The organism is Streptomyces sp. NPDC055099, assembly GCF_053607685.1.
Genome location: NZ_JBSGUA010000008.1, coordinates 267,915 through 287,311 on the forward strand (window position 1 = coordinate 267,915; position 19,397 = coordinate 287,311).

The window sequence follows — 19,397 nt, forward strand, 5'->3', positions numbered from 1 at the left end:
CCCCTTCGCGTACGGGGACCAACTACCTGCTCAGCTGCTTGAACTTCCGTACCGCCAGCGGCAGGAACAGGAGTGAGATCGCGAGGGGCCAGAGCACGGCCATCAGGACCGCGTTCTGTTCGACCCAGCTCGCCCCGCCCGCCCCGGGGTTGCCGAACAGTTCGCGTGCCGCCGTGCCCGTGGAGGAGACCGGGTTCCAGGCGGCGACCGGCGCCAGCCAGTCCGGCATCAGCGACGGCGCGACGAAGACGCTGGAGATCATGGTGAGCGGGAAGGCGACCGCGTAGAGCCCGCCCGCCGCTTCCGGGGTCGGCACCACGAGGCCCAGGAACACGCCGACCCAGATCAGGCTGAACCGCAGGAGCAGCAGCAGCCCGAACGCGGCCAGGGTCTCGGGCAGTCCGGCGCTGGACCGCCAGCCGATCGCGAGCGCGGTGAGCGCGAGGATCGTCAGCTCGGCGCACGCCACGATCAGGTCCGCGAGTCCGCGCCCCGCGGCCACCGCCGACGGCGCCATCGGCATCGAGCGGAAACGGTCGATGACGCCCTTGGTGGAGTCCGTGACGACCGCCATCGCGGTGTTCATGAAGCCGAAGGCCATGGTCATCACGAACATGCCGGGCATCAGGAACTGCTTGTAGTCGCCGTCGTCGCCGCCGGGCACCTTCATCGCCTCGCCGAAGACGAAGCCGTACAGGAGCACGGAGATGATCGGGAAGCCCAGTTGCCAGGCGATGTTGACGGGCTGGCGCTGGAAGTGGGTGAGGTAGCGGCGGGTGACGTTCCAGGTGTCGGCGAGCGCCCAGTAGAGGCGTCCGCGCGAGGTGTCGGCGGCCAGTGGTTCCGGTGTCAGTACGGCGCTCATGCCGCGGCTCCCGTCTTCTCGTCGATGCGGGCGGCGGCTTTGGCGGGAGCGGCCGCGCCGGTCTCGTGCTCCGTGCGGTGTCCCGTCAGGCGCAGGAACACGTCGTCGAGGCTCGGCCTGCGCAGGCCGATGTCCTCCACGGCGACGCCCTGGTCCTGGAGGGTCCGCGCCACGTCCGTCAGGGCGGCGACCCGGTCGGTGACGGCCGCCTGGACGCGGCGTTCCAGGTCGACTGCCTCGGGGACGCCCTCGGCGACGCGGGCGACTGCCTTCAGCGCCGCGGGCAGGTCGGCGCTGTCGCGGACCACGACCTCCAGGTAGCTGCCGCCCACCGTGTTCTTCAGGCCGTCCGGGGTGTCGTCGGCGATGGCGCGGCCCTGGTCGATGACGGTGATCCGGGAGGCCAGCTTGTCGGCCTCCTCCAGATACTGCGTGGTGAGCAGGACCGTCGTGCCGTCCGCGACCAACTTCCTTACGGTGTCCCAGACTTCGAGGCGGCTGCGCGGGTCGAGTCCGGTGGTCGGCTCGTCCAGGAAGAGGACGGCGGGCGCGAGGATCATCGACGCCGCGAGGTCGAGCCTGCGCCGCATGCCGCCGCTGTACTGGCCGGCTCCCTTGCCCGCCGCGTCCACCAGGTCGAACTGTTCGAGGAGTTCCTGGGCGCGCCGCGCCGCCCGCTTGCCGCCGAGGTGGAAGAGGCGGCCGAACATCTCCAGGTTCTGCCGCCCGGTCAGGACCTCGTCGACGGCCGCGTACTGGCCGGTCAGACCGATGCGGCCGCGTACGACGTCGGGCTGTCGCACCACGTCGGCCCCCGCGACCTCGGCCCGGCCGCCGTCGAGGCGCACCAGCGTCGAGAGGATGCGTACGGCGGTGGTCTTGCCCGCGCCGTTCGGGCCGAGCAGTCCGTGCACCGTGCCGCGCGCCACGCGCAGATCGAAGGCGTCCAGGGCCTTCTTCTCCCCGTAGCGCTTGTCGAGCCCCTCGGCCCGTACCGCGTAGTCGTTCGTCGTCTCGCTCACTGCCCCTCCAGACCTTCCCGCGCCAGCCATCCGAGCCCCCTCTGGGTACGCCGTACTCAATAGAGAGTACACCGTACCCAGTTTTTCGGGTACACCGTACCCAATTACTGGTCCGGCGATTAGGCTGAGCGTCATGACGAGCACGAACGGCGGTTCCGGCGACAGCACCCAGCGCACCGGCAGCGACATCGTCCGCAGCCTGGAGCTGCTCTGGGGTGAGGGCGAACGCCCCACGCGCGGCCCCAAGCCCGGACTCACCCTGGACCGGATCGTCACCGAGGCGGTGCGGCTCGCGGACGCCGAGGGGCTCACGGCGGTCTCGATGCGCCGCCTGTCCACGGAACTCGGCACCGGCACGATGTCCCTGTACCGCTACGTCCCGGGCAAGGGCGAGCTGCTCGACCTGATGCTGGACCGGGTCTACATGCCGGCCCCCGACGCCACGCCCCCGAGCGGCGGCTGGCGTGAGGCCGTCGAGACGTACGCCCGCGAGACACTCGTCCTCTACCGCGCGCACCCCTGGCTGCTCCAGGTCAACCAGGCACGCCCGGTGCTCGGCCCCGGCTCGGTCGGCGGCCTCGAACTGACCCTGGCCGGGATCAAGTCGATGGGCCTGACCGACCCCGAGCTGATCGGTGTGGTCGTCATGGTCGAGGGATACGTCACCGGGGTCGCCCGCACCCAGGTGCACGAGATGGAGGCGGTCAGGAAGACCGGCCTGACGGACGAGGCGTTCTGGGAGGCGCAGCACCCGACCCTCGAACGGATCATGACCAGCGGCCGCTATCCCCACCTCGCGGGCCTGTCCGGCGACGCGTTCGGCGCGGACTTCGACCACTTCGAGTTCGGCCTGCAACGCCTGCTGGACGGCCTCGACGTGCTGGTGGCCCGGCGCGAGGCGGGGACGAGCGCCGCCGGGCAGGCGTGAGGTCCGGCCCGCTACTTCCGGCGGAACATCCGCTTCAGGCCGAAGAAGGCCACGAGCACGGCGGCCAGCGCGAGGCCGCCCACCTTGAGGTCGCCGTCGAGCCCGGCGCCGCCCCCTGACTCGCCGGAACTCCCGCCGCCGGACGCGGAGTCGTGGCCGCCGCCCGCTCCCTCGACCTCGACGGGCTCCACCTCGCTCTGCCCGCCCTCGGTGCCGTACAGGATGGTCGTCCCGTCCAGGGTGTACGTCGCGGACTCGCCCTGCCGCTGCAACGGCACGCTCAGCCGCCCCTGGCGCTCGGGCTTCTTGCCCTCGCCCTTCCAGGTGTACGAGACGCCGCCGAGGTATCCGCGCAGGGCGAGCTGCTTGCCGTCGGGCGAGAAGGCGCCGTCCGTGGTCCAGAGTCCGGTGGTGCCCAGGCGCTTGAAGACGTTGACGCCGGACGAGGACATCTGGGCGGGCCCCTCGTACAGCGCGCCGCCCTCCTCCTTCTTGTCGGCGATGTAGATCCGGCCGGTCTTCGGGTGGACCATCAGGGCCTCGGCGTCGCGCGCGCCGTCCTCGTACTTCACCGTGTACTGCGTGGCGCGCACGGTCTGCTCGCCCAGCTTCTTCGGCTCGGGCAGCTTGTAGATCCACACGTGGGACCAGGTGCCGCCGAGGTTGTCGCCGATGTCGCCGACGTAGATGTTGCCGTCGGCGCCGACGGACACCGCCTCCACGTCGCGGGGCTTTCCCACGCCGGTCATGGTGATGGTGGCGACGGTCTCGCCGGTCTTGCCGTCCACCGCGTAGAGCAGCGCGCCGTTCTTGTCCTGGTCGTTGTGCGTCCAGTAGACGCCCGGGTGGGCGCGGGAGGCGGCGAGGCCGCTGGACTCGATGATGCGGGGGTCCTTGATGGTGAACCCGTCGTGGCTGTCGTCGGCGGCGGCGGGGCCGGCGGCACACAGCAGGACCAGGCACCCGGCGGCGGCACCCATCGAAGAACGCAGTGAACGCATGGCCCAAGCCTGCCACCCCCGCGCGGCGGGGCGGGCGTTCGCCGGGTGTTGAGCCTCACATCGGGTGGTCAGCCTCACATCGCATGCCGGGGCCTTGATCCGCGATGATGAGCGGATGCTCAGGTTCATGTTCGTCGGCGACTCGATGACGATCGGCAGCGCGGGGGAACACACCTGGCGCTACCGGATGTGGCAGCACCTGCGGCCCTCGCTCGGCGAGGAGGGTTTCGCGGTGGTGGGGCCGCGCAGCGCGCTGCACGACAAGGTCTCCGGCGAACCGGTCTCGTACGCCTACGCCGGCAGCGACCCGGACTTCCCCCGCCACCACTTCGCGGGGTGGGGCGAGGGCTGGCTGCACATGGCGCCGCAGATCGCGGACGCGGTGCGCCAGGACCGCCCCGACGTCCTGCTCATCTCCCTCGGCCTGATCGACCTGGGCTTCTACACGAACGCGGAACAGACGGCGGAGAACGTACGCCGCTTCGTCTCGGCGGCGAGGTCCGCCAACCCGGGTGTCCGCCTCGTCCTGCTCCCCGTGATCCCGAACATCCGGGCCAGGACGGACGCGCCGTTCGCGGCGGAGGTGTCCCGCTTCAACGTGCTTCTCGCGAAGGCCGCGGCGGACCTCGACGAGGGCGCCTCCCCGCTGCTCCTGGCCTCGACGCCACCGTCGTACGACATCGACCGCGACACCTACGACGGCACGCACCCGAACGCGAGCGGCGAGCACAAGCTGGCGGCGGCGTTCGCGGACGCGATGCACCAGGCGTGGGGCCTTGCCGCACCGTACGGCAAGGCAGGAGCGTCACGTGGCCCGCGTCAGCCGGTTCGCCAGGGTTGACATCGTGTAGGTGCCGATGCCGAGGACGACTTCGAGGGCGTTGCGTTTCGTGTAGCCGTGGGCGAGGAACTTCTCCAGGTCGTCGTCCCCCACTCCGCCCGCGGTCGCCAGCACCTCCAGGGTGAACTGCCGTACCGCCTCCAGGCGTTCGTCGGCCAGGGCCTTCCCCTCGCGCAAGGCGGCGATCAGCTCCGTGTCCGCGCCCAGCTTGCGCAGCTTGCCGGTGTGCATGGTCACGCAGATGTGGCAGTCGTTGCGTACGGCGACGGTCATGATGACGACTTCGCGCGCCACCGGCTCCAGCGTCGAGCCCTCGAAGGACGCGCTCAACTCCAGGAAGCCGTTGAGCAGTTCGGGCGACTCGGCGAGCCGCGCCACCGCGTCCGGCGTCTTCCCGAAGGCGGCGGCCGTGCGCTCCATCGCGGCGCGGGAGGCGGCGGGCGCGGTTTCCACGGTGTGCTCGGCGAACAAGAGGTACCCCCTACGATGGACAACGTGGTTGACGATAAGAAGGTAAATCAGGTTGTCGATTCTGGCAAGGGTGTCCCGGCGGACGGCGACGGGCGCGGCTTCGAGCTGCCGCTGCTCCTCTTCGCCGGATTCCGCACGCTGATCGACCGGCTGCACGCCGAACTGGCCCGTCAGGGCCACCCGGACGTACGCCCGGCCCACGGCTTCGCGATGCAGGCGATCGGCGTACGGGGCGCGAGCGCCAGCGAGGTGGGCCGGCGGCTCGGCGTCTCCAAGCAGGCCGCGGGCAAGACCGTCGACCGGCTGCTCACCCTCGGCTACGCGGAACGCACCGACGACCCCGCCGACGCCCGCCGCAAGCTCATCCGCCTCACCCCGCACGGCATCGACGCACTGCGCCGCTCGGCGGCGATCTTCGACGCACTGCACGCGGAGTGGGCCGGGCAGCTCGGCGCGGGGCGCCTGCGCACGCTGGAGGACGATCTGCGCACGGTCGTGCCGCCGGACGCGTTCCGCCTCGACGCGGCGGGCTGGCTCGGCGGCTCGTGACCGCCCGCCGGGCGCGCACCCTTGCATAGAGCGCACTCCAAGTCGTTGGCTTGGCAACCATGGAGTACACGCAGCTGGGACGCACAGGACTCAAGGTCAGTCGACTCGTGCTCGGGACCATGAACTTCGGGCCACTGACCAACGAGCCCGACAGCCACACGATCATGGACGCCGCGCTCGACGCGGGCATCAACTACTTCGACACCGCCAACGTCTACGGGTGGGACGAGAACAAGGGCCGCACCGAGGAGATCCTCGGCACGTGGTTCACGCAGGGCGGCGACCGGCGGGACAAGACCGTCCTCGCCACCAAGATGTACGGGAACATGGCCCTCGACGGAAAGCCCGCGTGGCCCAACCACGACCTGCTCTCGGCGGTCAACATCCGCCGGTCGGTGGAGGCCTCGCTCAAGCGCCTGCAGACCGACTACATCGACATCTACCAGTTCCACCACATCGACCGCCGCACTCCCTTCGAGGAGATCTGGCAGGCGATCGACACCCTCATCACCCAGGGCAAGATCCTCTACGCGGGTTCGTCCAACTTCCCCGGATACAAGATCGCCCAGGCCAACGAGATCGCCGCGCGACGCGGCAGCTACGGCCTCGTCAGCGAGCAGTGCCTCTACAACCTCGCCGAGCGCAGCGCCGAGATGGAGGTGATCCCGGCCGCCCAGGACTACGGCCTCGGCGTCATCCCGTGGTCGCCGCTGCACAGCGGGCTGCTCGGCGGCGTCCTGAAGAAGGAGGGCGAGGGCAAGCGGCGTACCGGCGGACGGGCCGCCCAGGAGCTGGCGAAGCCCGAGGTGCGCGCGCAGGTCCAGGCGTACGAGGACCTGCTCGACAAGCACGGCCTCGCGCCGGGCGAGGTCGCGCTCGCCTGGCTGCTCACCCGGCCCGGCATCACCGGACCGATCGTCGGGCCGCGTACGTCGGAGCAGCTCACCAGCGCACTGCGCGCCGTCGAGCTGGAACTCCCGGCCGAGCTGCTCGACGCCCTGGACGAGATCTTCCCGGGGCCGGGGCCTTCGCCGGAGTCCTTCGCCTGGTGATGATCAGCGGGTGATCACCGCTGGGTGATCAGCGGCTGATCAGAGCGTGCCGCGCGTGCGGCCGCGGTCATCGCCTCACTGGCCGACCGCGGCCGCGACCGCCACGACGACGAACATCAGCACGAGCACACCGGCCATGATCCGGTTCCTGGTTTTGGGGTCCACGCAGTCGAGGTTAACCGCCTCCACCAAACGGCCGTCGACCGACCACCGCACCGGCCGGATATCCGGGCGCGGACCGGGGGAGAGAAAGTCGCATGGACAGCCACATAACCATCCGTCCCGCCGGTCCCGACGACATTCCCACCGTTCTCGCCCTCTTCGACGAGGCCGTCGCCTGGCTCGTCTCGCAGGGGCGTACCGGGCAGTGGGGCGACACGCCCTGGTCGGCCAATCCGAAGACCGTCGCCCTGGTCGAGAAGTATCTGACCACCGGCTCCCCCTGGATCGCGGAGATCGGTGGGCTGCCGGTCGGCACGCTCACGCTGACCGATGGCCCGGGGGCGTACATCGCGCCGGTGGACGAGCCGGAGCGCTACATCCATCTGCTGGCCTCCCGGCACGGGACGGGCGCGGGCGCCGCCCTCCTCGCGCACGCGGCAGAGGAAACCCGGAGACAGGGGGTCTCCCTGCTCCGGGTCGACTGCTACGCGGGCGGTGACGGCAAGCTCGTCGCGTTCTACGAGCGCAACGGCTTCACGCGGACCGAGTCCTTCGTCGAGCAGGACGGCACCTGGCCGGGCCAGATCCTGGCCCGGCGGGTGTGACCCGGCAGGGACCTACGCCGCTGTAGCCAGCTCCCGCGGCACGAACTGCACGTGCTGCTGCCCGCGCCGCAGATCCACCTTGAGCCGCAGGTTCGCGGCGCGGGCCAGCATCAGGCCGACGCCGACCGCGGCCACGGCGCAGATGAGGCCGCCGGCGGCCATGCTCACGCGCACCCCGTACGCGTCGGCGAGCCAGCCGAAGAGCGGGCCGCCAAGGGGCGTGCCGCCGGTGAAGACCATCATGAAGAGGGACATGACGCGGCCCCGCATCTCGGGGTCGGTGGCCATCTGGACCGAGGAGTTGGCGGTGACGTTCACCGTCAGGCCCAGGATGCCGATGGGGACGATCAGCGCGACGAACATCCAGAGGTCAGGCGCGAAGGCCGCCACGATCTGCAGCACTCCGAAGGCGATCGCGGCCCCGGCGAGCAGCCGCAGGCGTGAGGTCCCGCGGCGGGCGGCGAGCAGCGCGCCCGCGAGGGAGCCGATCGCCATCAGGGTGTTGAAAAGGCCGTACATCCCCACGCCGCCGTGGAAGATGTCGTCCGCGAAGGCGCTCAGCCAGATCGGGAAGTTGAACCCGAAGGTGCCGACGAAGCCGACGAGGACGATCGGCCAGATCAGCTCGGGGTGCTTGGAGACGTAGTTCAGGCCCTCCCTCAGCTGTCCCTTTCCGCGCGGCTTGCGCGGGGTGGGGTGCAGCTCGCGGGTGCGCATCAGCATCAGTCCGGTGAGCGGCGCGAGGAAGGACAGGCCGTTGGCGAGGAACGCCCAGCCGGGGCCGACGGCGGCGGTGAGACCGCTCGCCACGGCGGGTCCGATGAGGCGCGCGGACTGGAAGTTCGCCGAGTTCAGCGAGACGGCGTTGCGGACCTGGTCGGGTCCCACCATCTCGGACACGAAGGACTGCCGGGTCGGGTTGTCGACGACCGTGACGAGGCCCGTGAAGAAGGCCGCGAGGTAGACGTGCCAGACCTGGACGTTGCCGCTCAGGGTGAGCGCCGCCAGGAACAGGCCGCTGATGCTCATCGCGCCCTGGGTGCAGAAGAGCAGCTTCCGCTTGGCGAAGCGGTCGGCGATGACTCCGCCGTAGAGGCCGAACAGGAGCATGGGCAGGAACTGCATCGCGGTGGTGATGCCGACCGCGGCGGAGGAGCCGGTGAGGCTCAGGACCAGCCAGTCCTGGGTGATGCGCGCCATCCACGTGCCGGTGTTGGAGACAACGGCGCCGGAGGCGAAGAGCCGGTAGTTGCGGATCTTCAGCGAGCTGAACATCGACTGCTTGGCGGCAGGGGTTTTGTCGAGGGTGGTTGGTGCGGGGGCGGAGTCTGCTCCGGATCCCGTACTCAAAGTGCGTTCGCCTCCTTGGCGTCGTACTGGTCTTACTGCCTGCTGTTCACGGGGTGCCCGCTGCTTACGGGGTGCCCGCTGCTTAGAGGTGCGCGAGCTTCTCCAGGACGGGGGCGGCGGCACGCAGTCGCGCCCACTCGTCCTCGTCGAGGTGCTCGGCCAGGCCGGCCAGCCAGGCGTTCCGCTTGCGGCGGCTCTCCTCGAGCATGGCCTCGGCCGTCTCCGTCTGGGTCACCACCTTCTGGCGGCGGTCCTCGGGGTGCGGCTCCAGCCGGACGAGACCCTTGGCTTCGAGCAGCGCGACGATGCGGGTCATCGACGGCGGCTGCACGTGTTCCTTGCGGGCCAGCTCACCGGGGGTGGCGTGGCCGCAGCGGGCGAGGGTGCCGAGCACCGACATCTCGGTGGGGCTCAGCGACTCGTCGACCCGCTGGTGCTTGAGTCGACGGGACAGGCGCATCACGGCGGAGCGCAGGGAGTTCACGGCGGCGGCGTCGTCACCATGGGAGAGGTCCGGCATGTTCGTTAGAGTAACTCATTACTCTAGCTAAAGACCACCTGGTTTCCCGCGACAAGGGCCACGGAACCCTTTCGTCACCCAAATGAGTGAGGTGGCCGCGGAAAGTGAGACACGGTCCGCGGAACGCCAGGGACCCTGGCACGCATGGGATCGACAGTGCTCAGCCTGCGAATAGACGGTGAGCTGCTCGACCGGCTCAAGCAGCACGCCGCCAAAAGGGGAATGAGCGTCCAGGACTACGTGGTCGGGACGCTCATCAGGGGTGACTTCGACGAGCGCTTCCAGAGCGCCGTCGAGGAGACGGAAAAGTTCTACGGGGCGGCATAGACCCCGCGCCCCAAAGGGGCGCGGGGAACTGCGCGACCAGCCACAACGGCCTGCGGAAAGCGACGCGCCCTACGTAAGCCCGAGCGCCGGCATCAGGTAGTAGAACCCGAACACCGCCGACACCGCGTACATGGCGACCGGCACCTCCCGGCCACGGCCTGCGGCCAGCCTGAGCACGGTGAAGCTGATGAAGCCGATGCCGATGCCGTTCGTGATCGAGTAGGTGAACGGCATCATCACCATCGTCAGGAACGCCGGGATCGCGATGGTGAAGTCCGCCCAGTCGATCTGGCCGATCGAGCCGGACAGGATCAGGAAGCCGACCGCGAGCAGCGCGGGCGTGGCCGCCTGCGACGGGACCATCGTCGCGATGGGCGTGAGGAACAGCGCCACGGTGAAGAGACCGCCGGTGACGATGTTGGCGAAGCCCGTACGCGCGCCCTCGCCGACGCCCGCCGTGGACTCCACGAAGCAGGTGGTGGCCGAGGAGGACGAGGCGCCGCCCGCGGCGACCGCGATGCCGTCGACGAACAGAACCTTGTTCATGCCCGGCATGTTGCCGTTGGCGTCGGTCAGCTTGGCCTCGTCGCCGACGCCCATGATCGTGCCCATGGCGTCGAAGAAGCACGACAGGAGCACGGTGAAGACGAAGAGGATGCCGGTGAGCAGGCCGACCTTCTCGAAGCCGCCGAACAGGCTGACCTGACCGACCAGGCCGAAGTCCGGGGTCGCGACGGGGTTACCGGGCCACTCGGGCGTCGTCAGGCCCCAGGAGGGCACCTTCGCGACGGCGTTGATGATCATCGCGACGATCGTCATGACGACGATGCTGATGAGGATGGCGCCCGGCACCTTGCGCACGATCAGGCAGAGCGTGAGCAGCGCGCCGAGCACGAAGACGAGCACGGGCCAGCCGTTGAGGTGCCCGTCGCCGCCGAGCTGCAGCGGGACCGTGGTGTGCGCGGCGTCCGGGATGCGCGAGACGAAGCCGGAGTCGACGAGGCCGATCAGCATGATGAAGAGGCCGATGCCGATCGCGATGCCCTTGCGCAGGCCCAGCGGCACGGCGCTCATCACGCGCTCCCGCAGTCCGGTCGCCACGAGCAGCATCACGACGAAGCCCGCGAGGACGACCATGCCCATCGCGTCGGGCCACGACATGCGGGGCGCGAGCTGGAGGGCGACCACGGTGTTCACGCCGAGACCGGCGGCGAGCGCGATCGGGACGTTGCCGATGACACCCATGAGCAGCGTGGTGAAGGCGGCCACCACGGCGGTCGCGGTCACCAGCTGGCCGTTGTCGAGCTGGTGCCCGTACATGTCCTTCGCGCTGCCCAGGATGATCGGGTTCAGCACGATGATGTAGGCCATCGCGAAGAAGGTGGCGAAGCCGCCTCGGACCTCACGGACGAGGGTGGAACCCCGTTCGGTGATCTTGAAGAAGCCGTCGATGCCACCCTGCGGGGGCTTCGGCGGCTCTTTGCTGGCGTCGACCGGGGTGGTGGCCGAGGAAGGCATGCGGGACCTCGTGGACTCAGAGAAACGCAGAGAAAGGGGGAAGATCGTTAAGTGGTGGCCATTGATCGATTTGTTTGTTCTTACGAAAACAACCAGCCATTAACGAGCGGTTTCAGTATGAATACATGAAGGAGAATGCGCTATCTCCGCGCGTAGACCCTTGTGGCACCAGGGCGCACCGACCCCCGCGGGGGCCCGTCCCGGCTGCTCGTAAGCTAGGCGCATGGAGAAGTGGACCCCCAAGCACGAGGCGCCCGAGCCCCTGGAGGGCCCCGTCGTCGCCACCATCACGGGCGGCACGATCCTCTGGTTCGTCCTCTTCCTGGTGCAGCTTCCGTTCTACGGCTGGTTCGACGACCGCGACGCCACCTGGTGGGTGTGGACCTGCCTGGCCGGAGCGGGCCTCGGCCTGATCGGCATCTGGTACGTGCGGGGCCGCGACGCGGCGATCAAGCGGGACGCGGCGCGCAAGGCGGCCTCGGACCCGGCGGCCCCCTCGGCCTCCCCGTCCGGCGAGTAGCCGCCGCCCCGCGAGGCCGCCCGTACAACCACGGGACGGTCCGTCTCCTACCGTGGTCGGATCTTTGGGCCACTCAAGGGGTGAAGCCCCCGCCCCGCCCGTACCGTCGATGCCATGACGCATATCGACGCGGGCGCCGAGCTCGACCCGGTCCACCCAGTGGCACCGCCCACCGGACGCGCGACGGGTCTGAGTGCCGCCGAGGTCGCCGAGCGGGTCGCACGCGGCGAGGTCAACGACGTACCCGTCCGCAGCTCCCGGTCCACCACCGAGATCATCCGGGCGAACGTCTTCACCCGCTTCAACGCGATCATCGGCGTGCTCTGGGTGATCATGCTCTTCGTCGCGCCGATCCAGGACTCCCTCTTCGGGTTCGTGATCATCGCCAACACGGGCATCGGCATCATCCAGGAGCTGCGCGCCAAGAAGACCCTGGACGGGCTCGCGGTCATCGGCGAGGCCAAACCGACCGTGCGGCGCGACGGCACCGCGTCCGAGATCTCCACCTCCGAGATCGTCCTCGGCGACCTGGTGGAGCTGGGTCCGGGGGACAAGATCGTCGTGGACGGCGAGGCGGTCGAGACCGAGAGCCTGGAGGTCGACGAGTCACTCCTGACCGGTGAGGCCGACCCGGTCATCAAGAAGCCCGGCGACAAGATGATGTCGGGCTCCTTCGTGGTCGCGGGCGGCGGCGCGTTCACCGCCACGAAGGTCGGCCGCGAGGCGTACGCGGCGCAGCTCGCCGAGGAGGCCAGCCGCTTCACGCTCGTCCACTCCGAGCTGCGCACCGGCATCTCCACGATCCTCAAGTACGTGACGTGGCTGATGGTCCCGACCTCGATCGGCCTCATCATCAGCCAGCTCGTCGTCAAGGACGACAACTTCAAGGAGTCCGTCGCCTACACCGTGGGCGGCATCGTCCCCATGATCCCGGAGGGGCTCGTGCTCCTCACGTCGGTCGCCTTCGCGATCGGCGTCATCCGCCTCGGCCGCAAGCAGTGCCTCGTGCAGGAACTCCCCGCGATCGAGGGGCTGGCCCGCGTCGACACCGTCTGCCTCGACAAGACCGGCACCCTCACCGAGGGCGGCATGGACGTCACCGAACTGCGCCCGCTGAACGGCACGGACGAGGCGTACGTACGGAAAGTCCTCGGCGCCCTGGGGGAATCCGACCCGCGGCCCAACGCCTCGCTCCAGGCGATCATCGACGCCTACCCCGACAGCGAGGAGTGGCGCTGCACGGAGTCGCTGCCCTTCTCCTCGGCACGCAAATACAGCGGCGCCTCCTTCAGCGAGGGCGACGGCGACGACTCGACGTGGCTGCTGGGCGCGCCGGACGTGCTGCTGCCCGACGGCGACCCGTCCCTCGCCGAGATCGAGGACCTCAACCAACAGGGCCTGCGCGTACTGCTGCTCGCCCGCGCCGCCGGTGACCTGGACGACCCGGACGTCGCCGCGGGGGCCCGCGCCACCGCCCTGGTCGTCCTGGAGCAGCGGCTGCGCCCGGACGCCGCCGACACCCTGCGCTACTTCGAGGAGCAGGACGTCAGCGCGAAGGTCATCTCGGGCGACAACGCGGTCTCCGTGGGCGCGGTCGCCGGGAAGCTGAGCCTGCCGGGCGCGGAGAACACCGTGGACGCCCGCAAACTCCCCACGGACCAGGGCGAGATGGCCGAGGCCCTGGACGCCAACTCCGTCTTCGGCCGGGTCACCCCGCAGCAGAAGCGCGACATGGTGGGCGCCCTCCAGTCACGCGGCCACACGGTCGCCATGACGGGCGACGGCGTGAACGACGTCCTGGCCCTCAAGGACGCCGACATCGGCGTCTCGATGGGCTCCGGCTCCGAGGCGACGCGGGCGGTCGCCCAGATCGTGCTGCTGAACAACAGCTTCGCGACGCTGCCCTCGGTGGTCGCGGAAGGCCGCCGGGTCATCGGCAACATCACACGGGTAGCGACGCTGTTCCTGGTCAAGACGGTCTACTCGGTGGTCATCGCCCTGCTGGTGGTCTGCTCCCAGGTGGAGTACCTGTTCCTGCCGAGGCACCTGACCCTCCTGTCCACCCTGACGATCGGCGTCCCGGCCTTCTTCCTCGCCCTGGCGCCCAACAAGGAGCGGGCCAAGCCCCACTTCGTACGAAGGGTCATGCGGTACGCGATCCCGGGCGGGGTCGTCGCGGGGGTGGCGACGTTCTGCACGTACCTCCTCGCCCGAAGCCACTACTCGGGCGCGGGCGCACGGGAAGCCGAGACCAGCGCGGCCACGCTGGCGCTGTTCCTGATCGCCATGTGGGTCCTCGCGATCATCGCCCGCCCCTACACGTGGTGGCGGCTCGGCCTCATCGGCGCGATGGGTCTCGGCTTCCTGCTGGTGCTCACCGTGCCGTGGCTCCAGGACTTCTTCCAGCTGAAGCTGGTCGGCACGACGATGCCGTGGGCGGCGGTCGCCATCGCGGCGGTGGCCTCACTGATCATCGAGGTCATCTTCCGCTGGGTCGGCCGCCGCTTTCCGGCGTGATGTCCCGCGCGGTTACTAGTTGACGTCCACGAAGTCGCTGGTCGACGTCACGGCCGGGGTGGTGGACGTACCGGCGAAGACGTAGCGGTAGTAGCCGTCGGCCGAGGCCGTCACGGTCGTCTTCAGGGCGCCGCCGGTGCCGGACGTGATCGTCTTCAGCGTGCTGTAGGAGGTCGCGCCCTTCTTCTTGTACTGCAGCTTCACGGACTGCTGGGTGTAGCCCGCGTACTTCGAGGTGTCCCAGTTGGCGCGGGTCAGGGCGCCGGTGACCGTGATGGTCTTGCCCTTCTTGACCGGCTCAGGGGAGGCGTTGGTGGTGAGGCGGGAGTTGCGCTGGACGTTGGCGTCCGAGGCCAGCGAGTCCTTGGTGATGGAGTCGCCGTCGTTGCCGGCCGCGGTCGCCCAGACCTTCCACTTGCCGGCCAGGACGTTGCTGTAGAGGTCGGTCGTCGGGTCAGCTATGACGCTGACCGTGCAGGTCGAGGTAGTCGCGTTCAGGACCGTGCAGTTGCCCTCGAGGTCGTCCGGGATGAGGGCGCCGTCGATGCCGTCCTCGCTCTCGAAGTCGGTGCCGTGCCACAGGAACGCGCTGCCGCCCGCGATGCCCTCGGGGTCGGTGGCGGTGACGGCGATGCTGAACTTCTTCTTCTCGGTGGTGCCGACCACGATGTTCTTGCCGCCGTTGACGGTGACCTTCGTGATCTTCGTGTCGCCGACGACCTCGTCGGCCTGCGCGTTGGCGGCGAAGGGCGCGAGCTTCGGGGCGTTCGGCTCGTCGGCCGCCTGGGCGACGGGAACGACGAGAGCGGACAGAGCCAGGGTGCCGGTCAGTGCGGCCACGGTGGCACGGATGCGCATGTGTTTCCCCAGTTGGGAAGGGGCTCCGCGGTGCGTGGGGGCTGTCACGCGGGGCCCGGTGATCTAGGAGTCTGTTGACTCGCAAGATCAGACCCGCGACCTGCCCGTCTGGTTGTACGAGAAGTGAAGATTTCGTGACTGGGATATGGACTACGAGATTCCGCGGCTAGGCCCCGGGTTCCAGGGGGCGCGGGGAACTGCGCGACCAGCCCCCACCCACCCGCGGTCAGCGAACCGCTCAGTCGAACCAGCGGTCCCTCTCCAACTCCTCCGTCCGCGAAGGATCCTCAAGCAACGCCGCCACCTCAAAGCGCCGAGGCCACTGCCCCGCCGCCCAGGCGAGCCCCGCGGCCACGCCCTCAAGCGTGGCGGCATGGACCGTACCGTCCGGCACCCGTCGCCAGTCCAGCTCGACACCCCCGGCGATCAGCTCATCATGCTCGATGTACGTCCCCGGAGTAGCGGGCCCCAGCAGGAGACGTACCGACTCCGGCACCGGATGCTCCACCCCCTCCCCCGAAGGCTCCACCGCCGCCGTCTCGCTCAGCCGACGCACCTGGAACAACTCGGCCAAGTCGCCCGCCCTGCGCGGCTCCACGGGCAGCAGCGCCACGCCCCCGGCCAGCGGCAACAGATCAGGCGCGTCGGCGACGACCGCGTCCGCCACGTCGACGACCACCACCTCACCGTCCACCACGGCCCGCACCTCGTCCGGCAGCGTCACCTGCTCCGGGTCCAGATCGGCCAGAGCCCCGTACAGCGCGTGCAACTGGGCCGCCGAAACGGTCCTCTCCGGGTCCGCGAGCCGTTCGAGCAGCTCGGCGGCGCCGCCCGGCTCCGCGAGAAGCGCGGCGACCGACGTACGGACGCCGAGCGCCCGCAGCACCTGCTCGTCGTCGAAGCCGGACGCATCGGCCGCGTCGTAGAGCCCTTCGAGCAGCGGATCGCCGCCCGACGCCCGCAGACCGGCGGGACGCCGCCCGCCGAGCACGGGATTCCCGCGCAGCCACCACGCCGTGTACGAACGCACGCTCTCCGTCGTGCCGTCCGGCAGCAGGACCCGCAGCGGCTGCGTCAACGCGTCCCGCAGCGGCGGGCGCGACAGCATCGCCAGGGCCTGCGGCCAGCAGTCGTCGTCGACCAGGTCAAGGTCCCGTACGGCGATGATCTCGGTGGCGACCGGCGGCACGGGAGTCTCCGGCAGCCGGTCGAGGGTGTCCTCGCACCACACGTCGACCGCGTCGAGCAGCCCCGCGTCGTCCGGCTCGGCGAAGTCGCCCTCGCGCGGGTCGAGTTCATCGGGGTCGAGCACGACGTCCGTGGCGCGGACGAGCGCGAAGGTGGCGAGCACCCCGCACGCGGCGAGGGGCTGCTCGCCCCAGCGCTCGGCGAGCTCGGAGTCCACCGTGGCGAGTTCGTCCTCGCGCATGACCTGGGCGAAAGGGCTGCCGGGGAAGACGAGTTCACCGGCGGGCGCGAGGTCGCCGTCCTCGTCGTCGGGCAGGGCGAGCGCGCCGAGCCAGGGCTCGTCGCCGGGCGCGAGGTTGGCGTCACGGACGAGCGCGAGCACGATGTCCGCGAGCTCGTCGGCGTCCAGGGCGTCCTCGTCCCACGTGTCGTCGTCGAGTGAGGCGGCGACGGCGGCGCGGACCTGCGGGGTCGTCAGGACGGCGCGGGGCGTGGCGGGCAGGGCCCCGAGCTTCTCCAGGAGGGGGTGCACGGCGTCGGGGTGCGCGACCTTGAGGCCGAGGCGGACGAGAGCGGCCGGGTCGCTGTCGTCGCCGATGACGGGCAGGAGGACCTGGCGCGGCCCGATGGTGGTACGGCCGTCGGCGAGGGGTACGGGAAGCCCGGTGAGCCGGTCGGGATCGACCCCGGCCAACGTCTCGTACAGCCGGTGCCACCAGCCCGGCTCCCGCTCAAGACCCGCGAGGCGGTCGATGGCCTCGGTCAGCGGTACGCGGGCGACACCGAGGGTGCGCAGCTCGGCGCGCCGCTCGAGTCCCGCGGGGAGCAGGCTGGGCAGGACGTCGGCGAGGACGCGTACGGTGTCGGCGCCCGCGCCCTCCACGACCTCCGCGTCACGCGGCCGCAGCGCGACGGGCGCCTGCCACTCGGGTACGTCGGGGTCTTCCTGCGGTACGGCCTCCACCGCGGGCGGCAGGAAAGCCGTGCGGGGCAGCCGGTCGAGGATGGCCTGGCGCAGGGCGCCGTCGAGCTCGCTCTTGCCGAGCGGGCCGGGGACGAGGCTGATGATGCCTTCCCCGACGGGCCGCCATTCGGCGAGGAGTTCGGCGTACGCGTCGGCGGCGCGCTGCACGAGGAAGTCGGTGAGGGGTCCCGGCGCCGCGTGCCGCCGGGTCGTGTCCAGCGGGAACGAGGCGATGAGCAGCGCGGGCACGCCGAGCGGCTCGTCGCTCGGGGTCGGCGCGTGCAGGACGGGGGCGCTGCGGGGGGCCTGCGGGGCGCCTTCTCGGTCGGTGGGGACGGCCCAGGTGACGGACCAGTGGGGGCGCAGGCGCTCCTCGACGGGCCGGTCGGCGAGGAGGTCCTGCTCCAGGCCGCCCTGCCGGCTGACGGTACGCCAGCGGGTGTCGCCGTCACGGGTGTCGGAGATGTCGACGTAGCCGGGCTCGGCAGTGCGGCGGAGGGTGCGGGGGGCGTGGTCGCCGACCTGGACGACCACCTCCGCGAGCCCCGGGAGGGCGAGGAGGAGAGCATCGTCGATGTCGCCGAGCAGCCGCAGGACGAGGTCCTCGGCGGCGGCGTCGCGCAGGGGCAGGATGACGACGGTGTCGTACCCCTCCGGGGCGGACCCCTCGGCGGCGAAGGGCAGCCGCAGCAGGGGTACGTGGCCGTCGCGCCGACGGATCTCGTCCCCCAGGCCCGGGCTGAAGCGGGCGGTGTCGGCGGCGAGTTCGCGCGCCTCGCCCAGGGACCAGCGGACGCCGCCGGTACGGCCCACGAGGGCGGGCTCGTCGGAGACGGCGAGTACGGCGGCGAAGCCGACGCCGAAGCGTCCTACGGCGCCGTTGTTCTGCTCCTCCCGCTTGGCGGAGGCGCGGAGGGTGGAGAGGGATTCGACGCCGGTGGCGTCGAGGGGGGCGCCGTTGTTGGCGGCGGCGAGTACGCCGTCCCGGAGGGTGAGGGCGAGTCGTCCCGGGGCTCCGGCGCGGGCTGCGGCATCAGCAGCGTTCTGGGCGAGTTCGACGATCAGGCGGTCGCGGTAGCCGCCGAGGGCGAGGTCTTCCTCGGCGTTCGCGTCCTCCCGGAAGCGGGCCGGGCTGGCCGCCCAGGCGTCGAGGACGCCCCGGCGGAGCCGTGCCGTGCCGAACGGGTCTGTGCCCTCGGCCGCCGGCCGCACGGTCTTGCTCACGGTGTCGTCTCCCTCGCTCGGTTCGCGGGGCGAACGGTACCGCGTCCTGCGCTTTCCCCAGGCCCAGGGCGTCCCCCTCCCCCTGGCCGGGGGCCTCTTCCCCCCACCCACCCCGCAGCTCCAACCCCTCGCGTGGCGCAAGGAGCCCCGCCCTGCAGCCCGGCGGCCTCCTTCCCGCGCTGCGCGCGGATATCTCCCACCGATGTGCAGGTCGGGACTACGTCCATCTGCGGGCCGGCGCCACTCCATGCCGCGCTTCGCGCGGATATCTCCCACCCACCCACCCGATCACCCCACAGCTCGAACCTGCACGTAGGAACCCTCAGCGGCGCGAGGAGTCCCAACCTGCGGGCCGGTGCGCACCTTCCCGCGCTCCGCGCGGATTTCCCCCGCCCACCCACCCGATTGCCCCACAGCTCGAACCCCTCCGCGGCACGAGGAGTCCCGACCTGCGGGCCGGTGGGCGCCTTCCCGCGCTCCGCGCGGATTTCCCCCGCCCACCCGCCCGATTGCCCCACAGCTCGAACCCCTCCGCGGCACGAGGAGTCCCGACCTGCGGGCCGGTGGGCGCCTTCCCGCGCTTCGCGCGGATTTTCCCCGCCCACCCACCCGTGCACCCCGCAGCGCCAACCCGCGCGGGGACCCGCCCCATAGCCAATCGATGCCGGGCAATCGGGTGGGTGGGCGGGAAGCATCCGCGCGGAGCGCGGCATGGACACCGGCCCGCAGGCGCACATTCCTCCCACGCCACCCCGTGCGCACCACGGGGTATCGGTGGGTGGGTGGGAAAAAATCGCGCGCAGCGCGGCATGCGTCGGGTTGTGTCGAGCCGCAGACTCACGACGCCTACGCCACCCCGCGCACCGCGGGGTAACCGGGTGGGTGGGTGGGAAGCATCCGCGCGGAGCGCGGCAA

17 protein-coding genes are annotated in these 19,397 nt (G+C 70.6%); 8 read left to right on the forward strand and 9 right to left on the reverse strand.

Annotated features, from left to right (window positions below; all coding sequences use genetic code 11):
• Positions 1-22: 22 nt before the first annotated feature.
• Both ACWFRU_RS21665 and ACWFRU_RS21670 read right to left on the reverse strand, forming a co-directional pair.
• Complete coding sequence (locus ACWFRU_RS21665; RefSeq protein ID WP_453689294.1) at positions 23-865, reverse strand: ABC transporter permease; 843 nt, start codon at positions 863-865, stop codon at positions 23-25.
• Entirely contained in the window at positions 862-1,917 is a 1,056-nt protein-coding gene (locus tag ACWFRU_RS21670; protein ID WP_453689296.1) for an ATP-binding cassette domain-containing protein, read from the reverse strand. The genes ACWFRU_RS21665 and ACWFRU_RS21670 overlap by 4 nt, the downstream gene beginning before the upstream one ends.
• Positions 1,918-2,020: 103 nt before the next feature.
• Here ACWFRU_RS21670 and ACWFRU_RS21675 point away from each other — a divergent pair, with 103 nt between their 5' ends.
• Positions 2,021-2,815, forward strand: a complete 795-nt coding sequence (locus ACWFRU_RS21675; RefSeq protein ID WP_453689298.1) for a TetR/AcrR family transcriptional regulator — start codon at positions 2,021-2,023, stop codon at positions 2,813-2,815.
• 11 nt (positions 2,816-2,826) lie between these two features.
• Here ACWFRU_RS21675 and ACWFRU_RS21680 read toward each other — a convergent pair whose 3' ends face one another.
• A complete protein-coding gene (locus ACWFRU_RS21680; RefSeq protein ID WP_453689300.1) occupies positions 2,827-3,816 on the reverse strand; it encodes a WD40 repeat domain-containing protein in 990 nt (329 codons plus the stop codon).
• Positions 3,817-3,931: 115 nt separating this feature from the next.
• Here ACWFRU_RS21680 and ACWFRU_RS21685 point away from each other — a divergent pair, with 115 nt between their 5' ends.
• Positions 3,932-4,657 carry an SGNH/GDSL hydrolase family protein gene (locus tag ACWFRU_RS21685; protein ID WP_453689302.1) on the forward strand — a complete coding sequence of 242 codons (726 nt, stop codon included), beginning with the start codon at positions 3,932-3,934 and terminating at the stop codon, positions 4,655-4,657.
• On the opposite strand, the gene ACWFRU_RS21690 is transcribed toward ACWFRU_RS21685, so the two are convergent.
• Positions 4,622-5,077 (reverse strand): carboxymuconolactone decarboxylase family protein, encoded by a 456-nt coding sequence (locus ACWFRU_RS21690; RefSeq protein ID WP_453689484.1) that lies wholly within the window; start codon positions 5,075-5,077, stop codon positions 4,622-4,624. The two genes, ACWFRU_RS21685 and ACWFRU_RS21690, sit on opposite strands and share 36 nt — an antisense overlap.
• A gap of 66 nt (positions 5,078-5,143) precedes the next feature.
• Between ACWFRU_RS21690 and ACWFRU_RS21695 the strand changes: the two genes are divergently transcribed.
• The 3 genes from ACWFRU_RS21695 (at position 5,144) to ACWFRU_RS21705 (ending at position 7,496) form a co-directional block, all read left to right on the forward strand.
• The gene (locus tag ACWFRU_RS21695) at positions 5,144-5,677 is read left to right on the forward strand and encodes a MarR family winged helix-turn-helix transcriptional regulator (RefSeq protein WP_453689304.1); all 534 of its coding nucleotides are present in this window, start codon (positions 5,144-5,146) and stop codon (positions 5,675-5,677) included.
• Between the two features lie 59 nt (positions 5,678-5,736).
• On the forward strand, positions 5,737-6,729 hold the full coding sequence (locus ACWFRU_RS21700) for an aldo/keto reductase (RefSeq protein ID WP_453689305.1): 993 nt from the start codon (positions 5,737-5,739) through the stop codon (positions 6,727-6,729).
• A 257-nt stretch (positions 6,730-6,986) separates the two neighbouring features.
• On the forward strand, positions 6,987-7,496 hold the full coding sequence (locus ACWFRU_RS21705; protein WP_453689307.1) for a GNAT family N-acetyltransferase: 510 nt from the start codon (positions 6,987-6,989) through the stop codon (positions 7,494-7,496).
• A 12-nt stretch (positions 7,497-7,508) separates the two neighbouring features.
• Here ACWFRU_RS21705 and ACWFRU_RS21710 read toward each other — a convergent pair whose 3' ends face one another.
• Both ACWFRU_RS21710 and ACWFRU_RS21715 read right to left on the reverse strand, forming a co-directional pair.
• Positions 7,509-8,846: an MFS transporter gene (locus ACWFRU_RS21710; protein ID WP_453689309.1), complete on the reverse strand. Its 1,338-nt coding sequence runs from the start codon at positions 8,844-8,846 to the stop codon at positions 7,509-7,511.
• A gap of 82 nt (positions 8,847-8,928) precedes the next feature.
• Positions 8,929-9,366: a MarR family winged helix-turn-helix transcriptional regulator gene (locus tag ACWFRU_RS21715; protein WP_249589249.1), complete on the reverse strand. Its 438-nt coding sequence runs from the start codon at positions 9,364-9,366 to the stop codon at positions 8,929-8,931.
• Positions 9,367-9,510: 144 nt separating this feature from the next.
• Here ACWFRU_RS21715 and ACWFRU_RS21720 point away from each other — a divergent pair, with 144 nt between their 5' ends.
• Positions 9,511-9,693, forward strand: a complete 183-nt coding sequence (locus ACWFRU_RS21720; RefSeq protein WP_363211910.1) for a ribbon-helix-helix protein, CopG family — start codon at positions 9,511-9,513, stop codon at positions 9,691-9,693.
• 69 nt (positions 9,694-9,762) lie between these two features.
• Here the strand turns inward: ACWFRU_RS21720 and ACWFRU_RS21725 are convergent, their stop codons facing one another.
• Complete coding sequence (locus ACWFRU_RS21725) at positions 9,763-11,211, reverse strand: NCS2 family permease (RefSeq protein ID WP_453689311.1); 1,449 nt, start codon at positions 11,209-11,211, stop codon at positions 9,763-9,765.
• A gap of 223 nt (positions 11,212-11,434) precedes the next feature.
• Here ACWFRU_RS21725 and ACWFRU_RS21730 point away from each other — a divergent pair, with 223 nt between their 5' ends.
• A complete protein-coding gene (locus tag ACWFRU_RS21730) occupies positions 11,435-11,731 on the forward strand; it encodes a DUF2530 domain-containing protein (RefSeq protein WP_453689313.1) in 297 nt (98 codons plus the stop codon).
• A gap of 114 nt (positions 11,732-11,845) precedes the next feature.
• Positions 11,846-14,248, forward strand: coding sequence for an HAD-IC family P-type ATPase (locus ACWFRU_RS21735; protein ID WP_453689315.1), 2,403 nt, complete (start codon positions 11,846-11,848; stop codon positions 14,246-14,248).
• Between the two features lie 15 nt (positions 14,249-14,263).
• Here the strand turns inward: ACWFRU_RS21735 and ACWFRU_RS21740 are convergent, their stop codons facing one another.
• Positions 14,264-15,106 carry a calcium-binding protein gene (locus ACWFRU_RS21740; protein ID WP_453689317.1) on the reverse strand — a complete coding sequence of 281 codons (843 nt, stop codon included), beginning with the start codon at positions 15,104-15,106 and terminating at the stop codon, positions 14,264-14,266.
• Positions 15,107-15,344: 238 nt separating this feature from the next.
• Positions 15,345-18,482, reverse strand: coding sequence for a sacsin N-terminal ATP-binding-like domain-containing protein (locus ACWFRU_RS21745; RefSeq protein WP_453689319.1), 3,138 nt, complete (start codon positions 18,480-18,482; stop codon positions 15,345-15,347).
• Between the last annotated feature and the right edge of the window lie 915 nt (positions 18,483-19,397).